This is a genomic window from Solibacillus cecembensis, from assembly GCF_050272495.1.
Lineage (GTDB): Bacteria > Bacillota > Bacilli > Bacillales_A > Planococcaceae > Solibacillus > Solibacillus cecembensis.
The window spans coordinates 281861-297294 of sequence record NZ_JBNNMF010000003.1 but is presented as its reverse complement, the minus strand read 5'-3'; the positions used below and the strand labels follow the sequence as shown (position 1 = coordinate 297294).

Annotated in this window: 18 protein-coding genes; 6 read left to right on the top strand and 12 right to left on the bottom strand. The window is 38.1% G+C overall.

Annotated features, from left to right (window positions below; all coding sequences use genetic code 11):
* Positions 1 to 229: 229 nt before the first annotated feature.
* Positions 230 to 643 carry a hypothetical protein gene (locus ACQKIH_RS04725; protein ID WP_057984086.1) on the bottom strand — a complete coding sequence of 138 codons (414 nt, stop codon included), beginning with the start codon at positions 641 to 643 and terminating at the stop codon, positions 230 to 232.
* 79 nt (positions 644 to 722) lie between these two features.
* Entirely contained in the window at positions 723 to 2936 is a 2214-nt protein-coding gene (locus ACQKIH_RS04720; RefSeq protein ID WP_427763694.1) for a penicillin-binding transpeptidase domain-containing protein, read from the bottom strand.
* A gap of 188 nt (positions 2937 to 3124) precedes the next feature.
* Between ACQKIH_RS04720 and crcB (ACQKIH_RS04715) the strand changes: the two genes are divergently transcribed.
* The gene (gene crcB / locus ACQKIH_RS04715) at positions 3125 to 3493 is read left to right on the top strand and encodes a fluoride efflux transporter CrcB (RefSeq protein ID WP_427763692.1); all 369 of its coding nucleotides are present in this window, start codon (positions 3125 to 3127) and stop codon (positions 3491 to 3493) included.
* The gene (gene crcB / locus ACQKIH_RS04710) at positions 3490 to 3834 is read left to right on the top strand and encodes a fluoride efflux transporter CrcB (RefSeq protein ID WP_427763691.1); all 345 of its coding nucleotides are present in this window, start codon (positions 3490 to 3492) and stop codon (positions 3832 to 3834) included. The genes crcB (ACQKIH_RS04715) and crcB (ACQKIH_RS04710) overlap by 4 nt, the downstream gene beginning before the upstream one ends.
* A 192-nt stretch (positions 3835 to 4026) precedes the next feature.
* Here crcB (ACQKIH_RS04710) and ACQKIH_RS04705 read toward each other — a convergent pair whose 3' ends face one another.
* The 3 genes from ACQKIH_RS04705 to ACQKIH_RS04695 form a co-directional block, all read right to left on the bottom strand.
* Positions 4027 to 4464, bottom strand: a complete 438-nt coding sequence (locus ACQKIH_RS04705; protein ID WP_427763689.1) for a DUF1801 domain-containing protein — start codon at positions 4462 to 4464, stop codon at positions 4027 to 4029.
* Positions 4465 to 4573: 109 nt separating this feature from the next.
* The gene (locus tag ACQKIH_RS04700; RefSeq protein ID WP_057984095.1) at positions 4574 to 5179 is read right to left on the bottom strand and encodes a superoxide dismutase; all 606 of its coding nucleotides are present in this window, start codon (positions 5177 to 5179) and stop codon (positions 4574 to 4576) included.
* Between the two features lie 206 nt (positions 5180 to 5385).
* Complete coding sequence (locus tag ACQKIH_RS04695) at positions 5386 to 5865, bottom strand: DUF456 domain-containing protein (RefSeq protein ID WP_057984097.1); 480 nt, start codon at positions 5863 to 5865, stop codon at positions 5386 to 5388.
* A 206-nt stretch (positions 5866 to 6071) separates the two neighbouring features.
* Between ACQKIH_RS04695 and ACQKIH_RS04690 the strand changes: the two genes are divergently transcribed.
* From ACQKIH_RS04690 to ACQKIH_RS04675, 4 genes are all read left to right on the top strand, one after another.
* Positions 6072 to 6581 carry a DUF1189 family protein gene (locus tag ACQKIH_RS04690; RefSeq protein WP_057984099.1) on the top strand — a complete coding sequence of 170 codons (510 nt, stop codon included), beginning with the start codon at positions 6072 to 6074 and terminating at the stop codon, positions 6579 to 6581.
* A 75-nt stretch (positions 6582 to 6656) separates the two neighbouring features.
* The gene (locus tag ACQKIH_RS04685; protein WP_427763687.1) at positions 6657 to 6992 is read left to right on the top strand and encodes a hypothetical protein; all 336 of its coding nucleotides are present in this window, start codon (positions 6657 to 6659) and stop codon (positions 6990 to 6992) included.
* A 128-nt stretch (positions 6993 to 7120) separates the two neighbouring features.
* Positions 7121 to 8224, top strand: a complete 1104-nt coding sequence (gene ispG / locus ACQKIH_RS04680; RefSeq protein ID WP_427763685.1) for a flavodoxin-dependent (E)-4-hydroxy-3-methylbut-2-enyl-diphosphate synthase — start codon at positions 7121 to 7123, stop codon at positions 8222 to 8224.
* Positions 8225 to 8239: 15 nt separating this feature from the next.
* Complete coding sequence (locus ACQKIH_RS04675; protein WP_427763684.1) at positions 8240 to 8815, top strand: 5' nucleotidase, NT5C type; 576 nt, start codon at positions 8240 to 8242, stop codon at positions 8813 to 8815.
* A 99-nt stretch (positions 8816 to 8914) separates the two neighbouring features.
* On the opposite strand, the gene ACQKIH_RS04670 is transcribed toward ACQKIH_RS04675, so the two are convergent.
* The 7 genes from ACQKIH_RS04670 to ACQKIH_RS04640 are packed head-to-tail and all read right to left on the bottom strand — an operon-like array spanning position 8915 to position 15377.
* Positions 8915 to 9727: a C40 family peptidase gene (locus ACQKIH_RS04670; protein ID WP_427763682.1), complete on the bottom strand. Its 813-nt coding sequence runs from the start codon at positions 9725 to 9727 to the stop codon at positions 8915 to 8917.
* Between the two features lie 15 nt (positions 9728 to 9742).
* Positions 9743 to 10513: a serine hydrolase gene (locus ACQKIH_RS04665; protein WP_427763680.1), complete on the bottom strand. Its 771-nt coding sequence runs from the start codon at positions 10511 to 10513 to the stop codon at positions 9743 to 9745.
* Positions 10514 to 10518: 5 nt separating this feature from the next.
* Positions 10519 to 11457, bottom strand: coding sequence for a S66 peptidase family protein (locus tag ACQKIH_RS04660; protein ID WP_427763679.1), 939 nt, complete (start codon positions 11455 to 11457; stop codon positions 10519 to 10521).
* On the bottom strand, positions 11454 to 12410 hold the full coding sequence (locus tag ACQKIH_RS04655; RefSeq protein ID WP_427763678.1) for an oligopeptide/dipeptide ABC transporter ATP-binding protein: 957 nt from the start codon (positions 12408 to 12410) through the stop codon (positions 11454 to 11456). Before ACQKIH_RS04655 ends, ACQKIH_RS04660 begins: the two co-directional genes overlap by 4 nt.
* Complete coding sequence (locus ACQKIH_RS04650) at positions 12403 to 13443, bottom strand: ABC transporter ATP-binding protein (protein ID WP_057984108.1); 1041 nt, start codon at positions 13441 to 13443, stop codon at positions 12403 to 12405. The genes ACQKIH_RS04655 and ACQKIH_RS04650 overlap by 8 nt, the downstream gene beginning before the upstream one ends.
* A gap of 15 nt (positions 13444 to 13458) precedes the next feature.
* Entirely contained in the window at positions 13459 to 14433 is a 975-nt protein-coding gene (locus ACQKIH_RS04645) for an ABC transporter permease (protein WP_057984109.1), read from the bottom strand.
* Positions 14433 to 15377: an ABC transporter permease gene (locus ACQKIH_RS04640; protein ID WP_057984110.1), complete on the bottom strand. Its 945-nt coding sequence runs from the start codon at positions 15375 to 15377 to the stop codon at positions 14433 to 14435. The genes ACQKIH_RS04645 and ACQKIH_RS04640 overlap by 1 nt, the downstream gene beginning before the upstream one ends.
* Between the last annotated feature and the right edge of the window lie 57 nt (positions 15378 to 15434).

The following is a 15434-nucleotide window of genomic DNA, read 5'->3' as shown; positions in this document are numbered from 1 at the left end:
CCGCTTGTTTTAAAATGAATTTTTCTTACAGTTCTCACTATAATGATAATTTGTTGAGAGGATATATTTGATTCGTAAAGGATATGTAAAGGATTGTTCGAATTGTAAAGGGGGAGGGGTTTCGTATGAGTGGGTCTCGGTGGGTTAGCTTTTTGCATATTAAAAATCCACCACTTTTTTCAAGGTGATGGATTTTTGGTTTTAGGACTTCAGCAGCTGCCTAAATATTCTATTGTACTTTCTTCACACTCGCAATATCAGCTAGTTTGATTTCTTGTTCCTGTATTTTAGATGGTTCCTTTTTTGTTTTGATCGTTGCAATATGTAATAAAATCGTTTTTGCATCTTTTTCATTTGCATAGCCTTCAAATTTTGCATTGTAAATATTCGTGCCGTCCTTTAATGTTACGGTCGCTTTTTTTGCACTAACAAGCTCTCGTAAAAAAGGATATGTTTTCACATTTCGTTCCCGCTCAGCACGTACTAAACGCGGTCCTAATGAATAGATAATTAATTCAAAAATAAACACATAAATAACTGTTGTTACAATGATTATCCATATAGATATATTCATAGATGCTAAAATAATGGCATTACTAATAGCGCCCAAAAAAACGATTCCGTGCGAAATTTTATTTCTCATTTTCAAACTCCTCGTATACATATTAACTTTTTCAAATAAAGATAAAAATTCCGTAGCATTTTCACTACGGAATTTAATTTTACTCGGTAACTGTTTTTACTTCATCTGTTTCTTCTAGCTTTTCATCCGAATCTTTAATAATTGGTTTTTCTACTTTACTAGCAGATAACCCTTCTTCTGCATATTTTTGCTTTAATTCAAAATACGCATCTAAAAATTCTCTCGCCGTTACATTCCCATGTGATAAGTAATTACTATCACTAAAATTCGTCGTTGCCCATGGATAAATAATCGCATAAGCAATTTCTGGATCCTCAAATGGTGCATACCCGACATGAACGACATTAATCGTATCTGTACCATATTTTTCTTTTTGAGGTCCGTAATAAACTACTTGGGCTGTACCTGTTTTACCAGCAGCTGTGTATTTTGCTGTTTCAAATTGTTTACGCGCCGCACCCCTAGAGCCAAAATAAACGCGACGTAAGCCTTCTTGAACATGTTTAATTTCAGCATCCGTATTTTCGATACGATTTAAAATCGTTGGCGTTACTTCATCAACTACTTGACCTAAATTTTCACCATCTTTGGAAGGTTTACGGATTTCTTTCAGCATGCGTGGCTGAATGCGATAACCACCATTGGCAATCGTTGAAATGTATTGCACCATTTGCATTGGTGTATACGTATCAAACTGACCAATTGCTAAGTTTAGTAACTTGACATCTGTATCAGGATCCGCCTGGTAACCAATCGCTTCTCCTGGTAAATCGATTCCTGTCGGTACACCTAGTCCAAACTGTGCATACTCATTGCGCATCGTTTGTAATGTACCTTTTGGTAAACTAAATCGCATACCTGGTGAATATGTTCGTCCACCGACACCCATCGCAATTTTAAACATATACACGTTGGAAGAGCGCTCTAATGCCGTTAAATCATCTAGCATAACACTGCCATGCTTATTGAATAGGGTATTTAATGTAATATTTCCGATTCGCATTGGTGCATCGAGCATAACTGTCCCCGGTGTAATGACGCCCTCATTATACCCCATTAATACTGTTGCAGCCTTAACTATGGAACCTGCCTCATAAGCCGTCGTAAAAGTACCATAAGAATAATCCACAATATACGGCTTACCTGTTTCTTTATCCTTTTCGATTTTCTTCCCACTTATCGAAAGTAGTTCACCCGTTTTTGGATTCATTGAAACCATGAAAGCACGATCTAATAATTCAGAGCCTCCTCTAGACTTTAGTTCTAGCAATTGGCGCTCTAAAATTTCATCCGCTTTTTGTTGCAATTCAATATCAATCGTAGAAACTAAATCTTTTCCCGGTTCCCCGTCATAGGTTGTAACCGTCTCGACAACTTGACCTTTTTTATTCGTTAAGTTTTTGACGATTGATTTTTCGCCTTGTAAAATTTCTTCGTATTGTGCTTCAAAATAACTTTCCCCTACACGATCATTTCGCGAATAATCGCGTGCTAAATAGTGATTTAAGTCAGATTTCGGCACCCCTTTACTCGGTACGGTCGTTCGTCCTAAAACCGCTAATGGAGATAATCGAACGCGCTTCCAATCCGTAGTCGTATTCACACCTGGTAAATCCGTTAAATTTTCGGAAACACGTGCAAATTCATCGGCCGTTACATTTTCACCTTTAATAATTTGTGGAGATAAGTTATAGCCAGTCATCATTTCACGATAAATCGCTAACACTTCCAGTTCAAATTCTGTCATTTGCGCTAGCTCTTCATCCGTTATCCGCTCACGAATTCGTCGATCATACTCTGCATTGATCTCCTTTTTTTCAAGGTCTTCATTTTTGTCTCGGAATTCATCCATTTCATTTTTTGTTACTTTCGCCTTTGCTTCTTCATTATTTAGAAGAATCCAGAAGTCCAATTGATCACGTTGTGTAATTTTATCAGTTGGCTGTTCGATTAAATGAGCTAACTTATTCGCAACTTCGAGCATTTCCGCTTGTTTCGTCGTTTGCATTTTCGTGTAAGTAATTGCATTTTCTGGCTGATTATCAATTAAAATTCGCCCATAACGGTCAAAAATTCGGCCGCGCGGTACACTTGTATTTACACGTACCTCTTCTTTCTCCTGTAATTTACGAACATAATCATCACCGTTGACAATTTGTAAAAATCCTAGGCGAAAAATTAATAAAGAAAACAGCAAAAATATTGAAAAGAAAAGGACGTTCATTCGAAAGGTTAAACTAGCGCGGTGCATTGCCTTTGGATTCGATGTACGATTTTGTGGTAATTTTCGCAATAAAAACTCCCCTTTCCTTATATGATTCCCTTTAGTTTATAACATTGTCACGTCTATTTAGTATAACATTGTGACTGCTTTGAAAAAAGGGCGTAGTTTACATTAAGACGGCTTGAAAAAAATAAAGGTTTCCAATTTAGTTTGATTCGGTCAAAATGATATTAAAATAGTTCATTTGAGGTGGAAAAATGGCTTTTATAGCAGTTGGAATTGGGGGCGCTTTCGGTGCAATATTGCGCTATTTAATAAGTGAATGGACCATTGTTTCGTCTAGCTTTCCTTATGTAACATTAGGCATTAATTTTTTTGGTAGTTTTTTGCTTGCTTATCTACTTATACGGCAAACATTCATCCAAAATCCCCTCATAAAATTGGGGATTACGACGGGCTTTTTAGGCGGCTTTACGACCTTTTCCACATTTAGTTTGGAAGCGTTGTCGTTATTGCAGCAGCACATGTATGGATACGCCTTTATTTATGTCGTTTGCAGTAGTCTCGGCTGCGTACTAGCAAGCTATGTAGGGTTTCGACTTGCTAAAAGGGGGGAACATGTTTGATATATGTTGCACTTGGTGGCTTTTTTGGAGCGATTGCAAGATACGGATTAAGTCTATTCATTCGTTCGATTTTTAATACGGCCTATCCGATTGCTACTTTTTTTATAAATAGTCTCGGTTCATTTCTCATCGGAATTGCTATCGGACAAGGCTATTCAAACTCAGCTCATCTTTTTGCAGTCATTGGTTTTTTAGGTACATTTACAACCTTTTCTACATTTTCATTTGAAGTTATTCAATTATTCGAAAAAAAAGAAGCGAAAAAAGCTCTCCTTTATTTGATGAGCTCCGTTTTGTTCGGCATTTTATTTGCTACGATTGGCTTTCAATTAAGTTATTGAGACTCCAAAAATACGTGCTCCTCACTTGTGAGAAGCACAATAATTTGCAAGTTCTGCTATATTTGAACCTATAATTGCTATTAAATTTTTTTAAGTAATTGTCTTTACTTATCCCCTCGCGAAATGATTAGCTATCAATTAGTTTTAAATCCTCTGATTCAATTGGACTTAAAACTATCGCTGTAAAAATCGTTATTTCGCTAGTTGATGTTCATAAAGCGAAACCCAATCTTCCATCGTCATTTTTTGGCAAAGTTCTGCGATTAATTCGTATGGGATATGTTTGGTAGACGTCCACCGAATACAACTTTTCCCCATATTTAATTTCGTTGGTACATTTTCTCGGTAGGCCTCTTGAAACCAGTGCAGTAACTCTGGTTCAGCATAAATACCGAGGTGATAAAGGGCTAAATGGCGTTTTTGTGGTGATATACTTAAAAACGGTAAGGGTTCACCTGGTGTACAATGGTAACCTTTTGGATAAGTTGTAAGCGGTACACTATAAGCAATCATATTTCGATCACGTGTCTTTTCAAATCCTTCAGGTAAATTTTCATCTACAGTTGTCATTAATTTAATAAATGCATCATGCCACTTTTCATCTATTTCAGCGATAAATTCTTCAAACATGGTACCACCTCATTTTGGATTATTTAATACATATTTTATCGTATAACAGTAAAAAAGGCATAGAAAAAAGCATGCTAAGTTATACTTAACATGCCTTTGAATGATTTTATTATTTAGCAGCTTGGAATTTAGCTTCTACTACATCCCAGTTTACGATGTTCCAGAAAGCACCAATGTAGTCTGGACGACGGTTTTGGTAGTTTAAGTAGTAAGCATGCTCCCAAACGTCTAAGCCTAGGATTGGCGTTTTGCCTTCCATTACTGGAGAATCTTGATTTGGAGTTGAAGTTACAGCAACTGAGTCACCATCAACGATTAACCAAGCCCAGCCTGAACCGAAACGAGTTGTTGCCGCTTTAGCAAACTCTTCTTTGAAAGCGTCAAATGAACCGAATTTTGCATCGATTGCAGCTGCCACTTCGCCTACTGGAGTAGTTGAACCGCCTGGAGCGATTAATTCCCAGAATAATGAGTGGTTAGCATGTCCGCCACCATGATTACGTACTGGTGTTTGTTTGTCAGCTGGAAGTGCATCGATGTCTGAGATTAACTCAATAAGATCTTTGCCTGCAAATTCAGTACCTTCTACCGCTGCGTTTAAACCTAAAACGTACGTATTATGGTGTTTTGTGTGGTGAATTTCCATTGTTTTTGCATCGATATGTGGTTCTAATGCGTCATACGCGTAAGTTAATTGTGGTAATTCAAAAGCCATTGTGAATTCCTCCCTGGAATAAATATTAATGTTGATTACACTACTAGGTTATCAAATATATGTGCTTCATTCAATGAAAAAAATAGTAGATTTAACATTTCAGTCTTTTGACGGAAACACTGTCTTTCTTTTCTATTCATTAATCTAGTAATGTTTTCCATATATAGTGTACGATAAAGCGTCTCAATTTTTCAAATAATCGCTCCTCAAATGGAAACAATAAATAGTATTATCATAATTACTTGAATGATACCTTTTGTCACAACAGAAGTTAAAAATCCGATAACCGATCCGACGCCTACTTTTACCGCTTGTTGAATCGATGTACGTTCCACAATGAGCTCTCCAATAATTGCGCCTAAAAACGGACCTGCAATAATACCTGCGAACGGAATGACAAATGGGCCGACTAACAAACCAATTGTACTTCCCCACATACCCGCTTTTGATCCACCAAATTTTTTAACGCCAATTATATTTGAAATTGTATCCGCAACAAACAGTAAAATAACGAATAAAATTTCGATTAACCAAAACCACCATGGTAAATCAGCAAAGCTATAAAACAAGCCATACGCAATGAAACCGCCTACTATAAAAATAACCGATGGAATAATCGGATAAACGAGTCCAATAAATGCGATGGCAAATAGTGCAATAATAATTGTCCATGCTAAAATGTCCAAACAGCAAATCTTCCTTTCCAATTTTGAAACTTATTTTTTTACTTCCTTACGATTCTCCTATTCATGTCCTCTAAAATTATACGATATGTATCAGTTAAAAGTTTCATTTATTTCAGGTGGTGAATGTGGATAGCCTTTCTATTCTAGCCCATCCTACAAAACTATAATTTTTCATGTTAAAATACATGTCAAAGGAGTTAATACATATGAAAATTTCTCACATGCAATTATTAATTGATAGTTTAATGAGCCCGAAAAAATTAGGGGCTTATCGTATTTTATCTATTGGGAAGGTGATGCAATACGCCTTTTTACTTATTACATTATTAACCGCTTTTTCTTTTGGTCAATTCGTTACTACCGGGGCAGATGCTGTATTTAACTATGGTGATATCGAACAATATGTAGCGGACATAAAGTGGATTGTTTACCCAATTGCGGTTGTTTTTTTATTTGTGATGAGCACCGCCATTTATTTTATGAAAGTCAGCTTATATGCTCTAGCTGGGCAATTTTTAGTGAAGCCAATGAAGCGCCGCGGTGAATACCGTCAAGTTTGGCGTACAGCTGTTTTTGCTAGCACTTGGGCCACATTGCTCTCGATGTTTGGTAGTTTATTGCCGATTTCGTCAACAATCATTACGCTCATCAGCATTTTTATTACGATGGCGTTTATTATTTTCGCGTTAACAAAATATCCACTTGAAAAAAAATGAATGAATCCCTCTATCTCACATATAGTTTAGAAAGTAGTTTTTAATCTATGAAAATGAGAGACGGAGGGATTTTTTTTGCGAATATTAATTGCCTCGATCATTATCGTTGCCATTGCCTTTGTGATTAAGGTCGATTTACAAGAAGGCACATTGCCACTTGCATCCTTTTATCAGCCAAAAACAGATTGCCAAAACGAGGAAGAACTTGCTTATGTGACAGTTCAAGTAATGGAAGGTGATACGATGTACAGCCTATTTGCAGCAACCCCATCTCCTACCAAAATGACCTACCCAGATCGCCTTGCGAAATTTTATCAATTGAACCCACACCTACAACTACAATCACTCGTTCCAGGTGAACAAATCTTAATGCCAATGCAAACAATTGCCAAAAAAAATTGCACAAATTGAAATCGTAGCGTTTCTTCCTTGTCCTTATAATCAGACACTGATAAAATAAGGAACAGTGACGGCTTACATAAAGAATAGTTGAATCGATTCAACTACACATTCAAAAGCCTGAGAAGGAGAGAATTTTCATGAGTGAAATCGTTCACCGTACGAAAACGCGTCCTGTGCGTGTCGGTAATTTAACAATTGGTGGCAATAACGAAGTCGTAATTCAAAGTATGTGTACGACAAAAACACATGATGTTGAAGCGACTGTCGCTGAAATTAAACGTTTAGAAGAGGCTGGATGCCAAATTGTACGTGTTGCTGTTCCTGATGAACGCGCAGCAGATGCAATTCCAGAAATAAAAAAACAAATCAATATCCCCCTTGTTGCGGATATTCACTTTGACTACAAATTAGCATTAAAAGCAATTGAAGGCGGCATTGATAAAGTTCGTATTAACCCAGGTAATATCGGACGTCGCGAAAAAGTGGAAGCTGTTGTTAACGCAGCTAAAGCAAAAGGAATTCCAATTCGTATTGGGGTAAACGCGGGTTCATTAGAGCGTCATATCCTTGAAAAATATGGCTACCCAACTGCAGATGGAATGGTCGAATCAGCTCTTCATCACATTAAAATTCTAGAAGACTTAGACTTCCACGATATTATTGTGTCGATGAAAGCTTCTGACGTAAACCTTGCGATTGAAGCGTACGAAAAAGCAGCTAAAGCTTTTGACTACCCACTTCACTTAGGAATTACAGAGTCTGGTACATTGTTTGCCGGTACGGTAAAATCCGCAGCTGGTTTAGGTGCCATTTTATCAAAAGGCATCGGTAATACATTGCGTATTTCCCTTTCTGCTGACCCAGTAGAAGAAATTAAAGTAGCACGTGAATTATTAAAATCATTTGCTTTAGCTTCGAATATGGCGACATTAATTTCATGTCCAACTTGTGGTCGTATTGAAATCGATTTAATTTCGATTGCGAATGAAGTAGAAGAATATATTTCAAAATTGGATGTACCTTTAAAAGTAGCGGTACTTGGTTGTGCAGTAAACGGACCAGGTGAAGCACGTGAAGCAGATATCGGCATTGCTGGTGCTCGTGGTGAAGGACTATTATTCATGAAGGGCAAAACGGTTCGAAAAGTGCCAGAGGAAACTATGGTAGACGAACTGAAAAAAGAAATTGATAAATTAGTAGCTGAGATGGTTAAAGCACGCGAAGCTGAAGCAAATGCGTAGATAGGAGTTGAGGAAATGACACCTTTAAAACACCGATTCGGCATTGATATTGATGGGACGGTTACTTGTCCTTCTACATTACTTCCACATATTAATAAGCAATATAATATTAATATGACATTAGCAGATGTAACAGAATATGATTTTTTAAGTGGCTTTCCGTATCCTGTTAACCGTGATGAATTCCAAGCGTGGTTTAAGAAAAATGAGCCATTAATGTACGAGGCAAGCGAGTTAGCTGAAAATGCTTTGCAAATTTTACAGCTATGGCAGCCGAAGTATGAACTGTATTATATTTCAGCTCGCGGGACAAACGTTCTAGATATTACGCAAAACTGGTTCCATGCATTCGATGTGCCATACGATCATATTGAACTAATCGGCAGCCATGATAAAATTTCGATGGCCAAGAAGCATCAAGTAGAGGCTTTTTTCGAGGATAAGCATGACAACGCTGTGGAAATTGCAGAACAATTGAACATTCCGGTTATTTTATTCAATACCCCTTATAACCAGCGATCCGTTCCAACTAATGTTATCCGCGTAAACAATTGGTTAGAGGCGAATCAATGGATTTCTAAAAACTTTTAATACGCACTAAAAAAGAAACAACTCAGGTTATTTGAATCTGAGTTGTTTCTTTTTAATTTGAATTTCAACGAGATATTCATAACACCTCTATTTTACCTTTTAAAACAAACTCCCCACACCTGTGATCGTCGTAGCTAAGTCTTCACGATAATTTTCATGCTTAGGATTTAAACTGTTAACATTCACTTCATTGCCACCAAGCGAAGAATGAATATAGCAATCATCGCCAATATACATAGCCACGTGCTCTGGAAAGAACAGTAAATCACCGCGCTGTATGTCTTTTTGGTCGATTGCCTTTAGCGGGAAGCCGTCGATGATTTTTGCATCTCGGTAAATATACGCGCCATTGAACATGTACGCCATCGAGCAAAGCCCAGAACAATCAATCCCAGCTGGCGTTTTCCCACCCCAGCGATAAGGCGTTCCTAAATAGCTAAAGGCTGTTTCCACCACTTTCTCACGGAATACCGCTTGATTTAACGTATACACATGCGTGCGTTCCTGTACCCACATACTTCTTACATAACCAATTTCCCCTGTAACTAAACGAACTTTTGTCCAGCCCTTTTCGACTTCAATATCTTCAATCACTTGAATAAAAGCACCGCGTGGTAAAGTAATCATTTTTTCACTTTGAATGATTGGACTTACTAAAACATCTGCAAAACTTTGAATAACGACATGTTTTGCTTGTTCAATCCAGGTATTTTTTAATGCTTCATCGACATCAATATTTTCCTTTAAGCAATAGCCTTCATAACGATAAAACGTGCGAATTTTTGCCCATTTCTCATCGACATGTTCGATTATTTCGACTGGCATTCCATATAAAGCTTCATCTGCTATTTCCGATTGTATATTCGGTTCTGCATGCAAATTAGCAATGGCTACCTTTATAAGTGCATTCATTTTAATAAATTCCTCCTATCCTTTTTGAAAATATGCATATGCAATTTTTGAAATTTGACCGATATATTGCCTCGCCTTGTCATTGTCTGTGACCTCAGTTAAGAACACACCAATAAAATAATCCACTTGTTCCGTAAAAACAATGCCAACATCATGGTCAACGGTATCCAAACCACCCGTTTTATGCGCAATTTTGACGTCATCGACTAAATATCGTTTGAGCGATTCATGACTTCTTTGACGCAATAAAATATTGAGCGCAACCTCATTCCATTCACGTGCTAGCAATGTCCCAGCATAAACTTGTTGAAATAAATGCTGCATATCGCGAGCCGTTGTGACATTATCTAAACCTTGTTGTTGGCGCTCAAAATCCATCATTTTGCGCTGAACCGCTGTCGATTTTAACCCGATATGCTGAAAATAGTCATTTAATGCCTCGAAGCCAATCAAATCGATACACATATTTGTTGCCGTATTATCACTCGTAATAATCATCCACAGCAGTAGCTCATGCAATGTAGCCTTCTTTTGCTGTTGCTCGGTTAGTACACTAAAATCAACGATATTGGCATCTGTGATTGGTACCTTTTGCGAAAGCTGCCCATTCGTTTTTTCAAGATGATGTAATATCGCCATCAAAATTGGCACTTTAATGACACTCGCACTTGAAAAAACAGCATCTTTATTTTTCTCTATAAATAGCTGATTCGTTCGGTAATCTTGGATGATGACATGCACACGATACGGAATGGCATCAAGTAGTTGCGCCAATTGTTTCTTCATCATGACTATTCCACGACCGTAATCGTTTTTGCCGTTGCATCGACCTTCACCGTTTTCCCTAGTGGTAAAGACATTGTTGGTAACACATGCCCACACGTCACATTCATTAAAATCGGAATATTTAAAGGGGTTAAAATTTCATCTACAATCGTTTCTAAACGCAAACTATTTTCTGGATGCTTTGGGTCTGGCGGACCACAATCCGTCCACCCGCCTAACAAGATTCCGGCTAGTCCTTCTAACTTTCCAGTAAGCTGCAATTGTGTCAACATGCGGTCAATGCGCTGTTCATTTTCCTCAATATCTTCTAAAAATAAAATTTTGCCCTGTAAGTCAATTTCATACGGCGTACCTAATGAAGCGACTACGAGCGTTAAATTCCCACCAACTAATTGCCCTGTCGCCGTACCTGGAACAACTGTAACCATTTCCTCACCAGGTGGATTCTTTAATTGATAGTCACTCCCTTGTGTATTCGTCACGCTGTTAATAAAATACTCCCACGTGTAATCATCCATTTTTTCACGAATAAATTCGGTCGATGGCATCGGTGTATGGTACGTAACCAAATTACATTGTTGATTCATTACGATATGTAATGCTGTTACATCACTATATCCAGCAAATACTTTTGGATTTTGCTTAATCGTTTCCAAATCAAGCTTCGGTAATATTTTCGTTGCCCCGTAACCACCACGAATACTGAAAATCCCATCAATTTCAGGATTGGCAAACATCGCATTGAGTTCCTTTGCCCGTAGTTCGTCGCTACCTGCTAAATAGCCATGGCGCGCCCGACATGTTTCACCTACAACAACGTTAAACCCTAATTTTTCTACAGCTTCAATAGCAGGCTGTAATTTATCAGGTGGCGTCGCTCCAGAAGCACTAACTAACGCAACTGTATCGCCTTTTTTTAATGATTTTGGAATAACCATTGTCATACAAGACTCCCCCTCTTTTCGATTTGTTGACGATATGTCAGCTGTTCTTCCTTATTCGCTAAAACAAAATGCCCAGCTTCTATTTCCACAAATTCAGGTGGATCTTCCTCATAACGATGCTGTGTTGGATCATACACTTGCAACGTTTTTTGGCGCTCTTTATACGGATTCGGTTCTGGAACAGCAGCCATCAATGCTTTCGTATACGGATGAAGCGGATTATTAAAGAGCTTTTCCGTTTCGCCGAGCTCCACTATTTTCCCTTTATAAATAACAGCTGTACGGTCTGTAATAAAGCGTACAATCGATAAATCGTGGGCAATAAATAAATACGTTAAATTTTTTTGCTCCTGTAAATTCGATAGTAAATTTAACACTTGTGCACGAATCGAAACATCGAGTGCAGAAATCGGTTCATCCGCCACAATAAATTCAGGCTCCATGACGAGCGACCTTGCAATACCAATTCGCTGACGTTGCCCACCCGAAAACTCATGCGGGAAGCGCGATGCGAACTCAGGCAGTAAACCTACTTCAAGGAGCGCATCTTTCACTTTTTGAATTCGTTCTTCTTCAGATTTAAATCGTTTATTGCTAATTAATCCCTCCGAAATAATGTAATCCACTTTCGCTCGTTCATTTAGTGAAGCGCCCGGATCTTGGAAAATCATTTGAATCTTTTGTGTAATTTCCTTATCCCACGTTTTTGGAATACGTCCATTTATTTTTTGTCCATGAAATAAAATTTCGCCATTGGAAACGGGATTAATGCGCATAATCGCACGCCCAATCGTAGTTTTTCCTGAACCCGATTCCCCAACTAATCCAAACGTTTCCCCTTTGTAAATATCAAAACTCACATCATCTACTGCTTTAAACTGTTTCTTGCCACTGCCAAAAATAATATCAATATTTTTTACTTCGATTAATTTTTCTTTTCTAGGATTACTCATTGGCATAGCGCCTCCCCTCTTCAAAAAATGCTTGTAACACTTTCGGAGGTTCCACTTTTGGTGCCTTTAAATCAAGAAGCCATGTTCTCGCAAAATGAGTGTCTGACACTTTAAAGAATGGTGGACGTTCCACAAAATCAATTTTTAATGCATACTGATTACGCGGCGCAAAGGCATCCCCTTTTATTTCTTTAAATAAATTCGGCGGTGTCCCTTTAATCGAATAAAGTTCCTCCCCCTTTTCCCCTAATTGAGGAAGCGAGGAAATTAATGCCCATGTGTACGGATGTTTCGCATTAAAGAAAACTTCATCTGTTTTCCCCACTTCAATAATGTCTCCTGCGTACATGACAGCAATGCGGTCCGCTACTTTTGCAACGACACCAAGGTCATGCGTAATATAAATCGTCGATAACCCATATTTTTGCTGTAAGTTCGTTAATAACTGCAATATTTGAGCTTGAATCGTTACATCAAGTGCTGTTGTTGGCTCATCGCATATTAATACATCTGGGTTACAAGCGACCGCAATCGCAATGACAATCCGTTGACGCATCCCACCTGAAAATTCATGTGGGTACTGTTTATAGCGTCGTTCAACCTCATGTATGCCGACATCCCGTAATAGCTGCAATGTTTTTTCATACGCTTCTTTGCCCTTTAAATTTTGATGTAACACGACACTTTCTTCAATTTGCTTGCCTACTGTTTTCAATGGATTTAAGCTGGTCATCGGATCTTGCGTAACCATCGCAATCTGCTTACCACGAATTTTCAGCCAATCCTTTTCCGTTTTAAACTTCGCTAAATCATGTCCGTTATATAAAATTTTCCCCGAATCAATATAACCATTTTTATCAAGCAATCCCATAATCGACTTTACTAATACCGATTTACCTGAACCGGATTCTCCTACAATTGCCAGGCTCTCTCCTTTATATAAATCAAGTGAAATATCTCGAATGGCCGTTAATGTTTGACCGCGCAATTTAAATTTTATGACTAAATTTTGTATTGATAATGTAGACTCCATCGTTCGCCATCCCCCTTACACGTGATTTTTTGGATCTGCAGCATCTGCAAATGAATTACCGATAATATAAAAGGCAATTGTAATAGCACTTAGGACAATACTTGGGAATATTAATTGATAGCGTAAATCAGGTGACATCATCAGTACGCGCCCTTCATTAATCAAGTTTCCTAATGACGGGATACTGACTGGTAGCCCAAGCCCGATATACGTTAAAAATACTTCTGCCCCAATCGCAAACGGAACCGCTAAACTCATACGTAACATAATAACCGAAATTAAATACGGCAATAAGTTTTTCAAAATAATACGATAGCCAGGTGTTCCTAATGTTTTAGATGCTAAGTTATACTCACGGTCACGTAAAATAACGATTTGATTTCGTAAAAAGCGCGCCATTTCTACCCAGCCGGTAATACACATTGCAATAATAATTGTCGAAACACTTGGTCTTAAAATATACGACATTAAAATAAGGACAATTGTTGTTGGAATATTATCAACAATGTTATAAAGCTGCGTGAATGGCACTTCGAGTTTTCGAGAGAAGCCCCATAACGCACCAATTGTAAATCCGACAATCACTTCCACCATGGCAACGACAAAGCCGATATATAAGGAAGTTCGTGTGCCTTCCCAAATACGTGACCATAAATCCTGTCCGATCGAGTTCGTACCAAACCAATACTCCCCATTCGGCGCTACATTTCGGTCCTGCATGCCTGTATCTGGATTAATATAAATTTCAGTTGGTGACTTTTGACTTGGTAAATACGGCTGAATAAGCGTAAATCCGATAATAAAGACAACCATAAATAATAAGAAGACCGCTATTCTATTTTTTAGGAAAGAGCGCCATGTTGACCGCCAATAGGAATAATTGGAATAGGCCGTTTCTTCTGCTTTTGAATCATCCGCTACGGCAAAGTCAAATAATGATTCATTTGATTTATCCGAAATATTCTGAATTTCTTTTGTATATAAGCCCATTAGCGTACACTGTCTCCTTTCCCTAATTTAATTCGTGGATCTACAATAGCCATTAAAAGGTCCCCTAAAATTAAGCCAATAATTCCTAGTGAAGAAAAGAAGATGACTAACCCTTGTACAACCTGATTATCCTGACGCTGAATTGCATCTACTAATAGTCCACCCATACCTGGAATGGAATACAGTGATTCAATATAAATCGAGCCCGTAATCGTAAATAAAATAGTTGCTGGCAAATATTGAGCCATCGGAATAAAAGCGTTTCGTAATACGTGACGGAACATAATTGTACGTTCCTTCACGCCTTTTGCACGAGCTAGTTTAATATAATCTTTATTTAACTCATCCACCATATAGCGTCGCATCCACATCGCATAAGACGCAATCGGACCAAGCGCCATAGAAATGAGCGGTAAAATAAAACTAATTGGATTGTACTCATCAAATAGCATCGGCCAGCCGAACCAGCCCGTAACATACATTTGAATCATCAGGAAATACACCATCGCTGGTACGGCCACAACGAAGACGATGTAACCTGTCCCTAAACGATCCAGCCAGCGCCCTTTAAATTGGGCCATTAAAATACCGAGTGGCACACCAACTAATAAAGAAAGCGCAACTGCACCTAATCCAAATAAAATCGAATACATCATTTTATCTTGAATAATATCCACTACTGGCACATCCGTTCGATATGTAATGGACTTTCCTAAATCCCCTTGAAATAAACCTTGATAAAAATTCCCTAACTGCACAATTAGCGGGTCTCTTAACCCTAAATTCGTTAAATAAATTTCCTGTTGCGCTTCGGTCATTTTTTCAGCAGCTGCCCCTAAATAACCTTCCTCAGGCATTAATCGTAATAGAGAGAAAACAATTGTGATAATGACAAATAGTGTGAAAATCGATTGCACTAATCTTTTCCCTATGTATTTCAGCATTGTAAGCTCCTCCTAGTGACTATTTTTTTGCAGGTTCTCTTCACAACTTATGCTCTG

Bases quoted from the DNA above. Each gene is read 5' to 3' on its own strand.
- ACQKIH_RS04675 (WP_427763684.1), top strand. From the start codon at position 8,240: ATGACACCTTTAAAACACCGATTCGGCATTGATATTGATGGGACGGTT.
- ACQKIH_RS04670 (WP_427763682.1), bottom strand. From the start codon at position 9,727: ATGAATGCACTTATAAAGGTAGCCATTGCTAATTTGCATGCAGAACCG.
- ACQKIH_RS04725 (WP_057984086.1), bottom strand. From the start codon at position 643: ATGAGAAATAAAATTTCGCACGGAATCGTTTTTTTGGGCGCTATTAGT.
- ACQKIH_RS04650 (WP_057984108.1), bottom strand. From the start codon at position 13,443: ATGGAGTCTACATTATCAATACAAAATTTAGTCATAAAATTTAAATTG.
- ACQKIH_RS04665 (WP_427763680.1), bottom strand. From the start codon at position 10,513: ATGAAGAAACAATTGGCGCAACTACTTGATGCCATTCCGTATCGTGTG.
- ACQKIH_RS04655 (WP_427763678.1), bottom strand. From the start codon at position 12,410: ATGAGTAATCCTAGAAAAGAAAAATTAATCGAAGTAAAAAATATTGAT.
- ACQKIH_RS04645 (WP_057984109.1), bottom strand. From the start codon at position 14,433: ATGGGCTTATATACAAAAGAAATTCAGAATATTTCGGATAAATCAAAT.
- ACQKIH_RS04705 (WP_427763689.1), bottom strand. From the start codon at position 4,464: ATGTTTGAAGAATTTATCGCTGAAATAGATGAAAAGTGGCATGATGCA.
- ACQKIH_RS04660 (WP_427763679.1), bottom strand. From the start codon at position 11,457: ATGACAATGGTTATTCCAAAATCATTAAAAAAAGGCGATACAGTTGCG.
- ACQKIH_RS04690 (WP_057984099.1), top strand. From the start codon at position 6,072: ATGAAAATTTCTCACATGCAATTATTAATTGATAGTTTAATGAGCCCG.
- ispG (WP_427763685.1), top strand. From the start codon at position 7,121: ATGAGTGAAATCGTTCACCGTACGAAAACGCGTCCTGTGCGTGTCGGT.
- ACQKIH_RS04640 (WP_057984110.1), bottom strand. From the start codon at position 15,377: ATGCTGAAATACATAGGGAAAAGATTAGTGCAATCGATTTTCACACTA.
- ACQKIH_RS04700 (WP_057984095.1), bottom strand. From the start codon at position 5,179: ATGGCTTTTGAATTACCACAATTAACTTACGCGTATGACGCATTAGAA.
- crcB (WP_427763692.1), top strand. From the start codon at position 3,125: ATGGCTTTTATAGCAGTTGGAATTGGGGGCGCTTTCGGTGCAATATTG.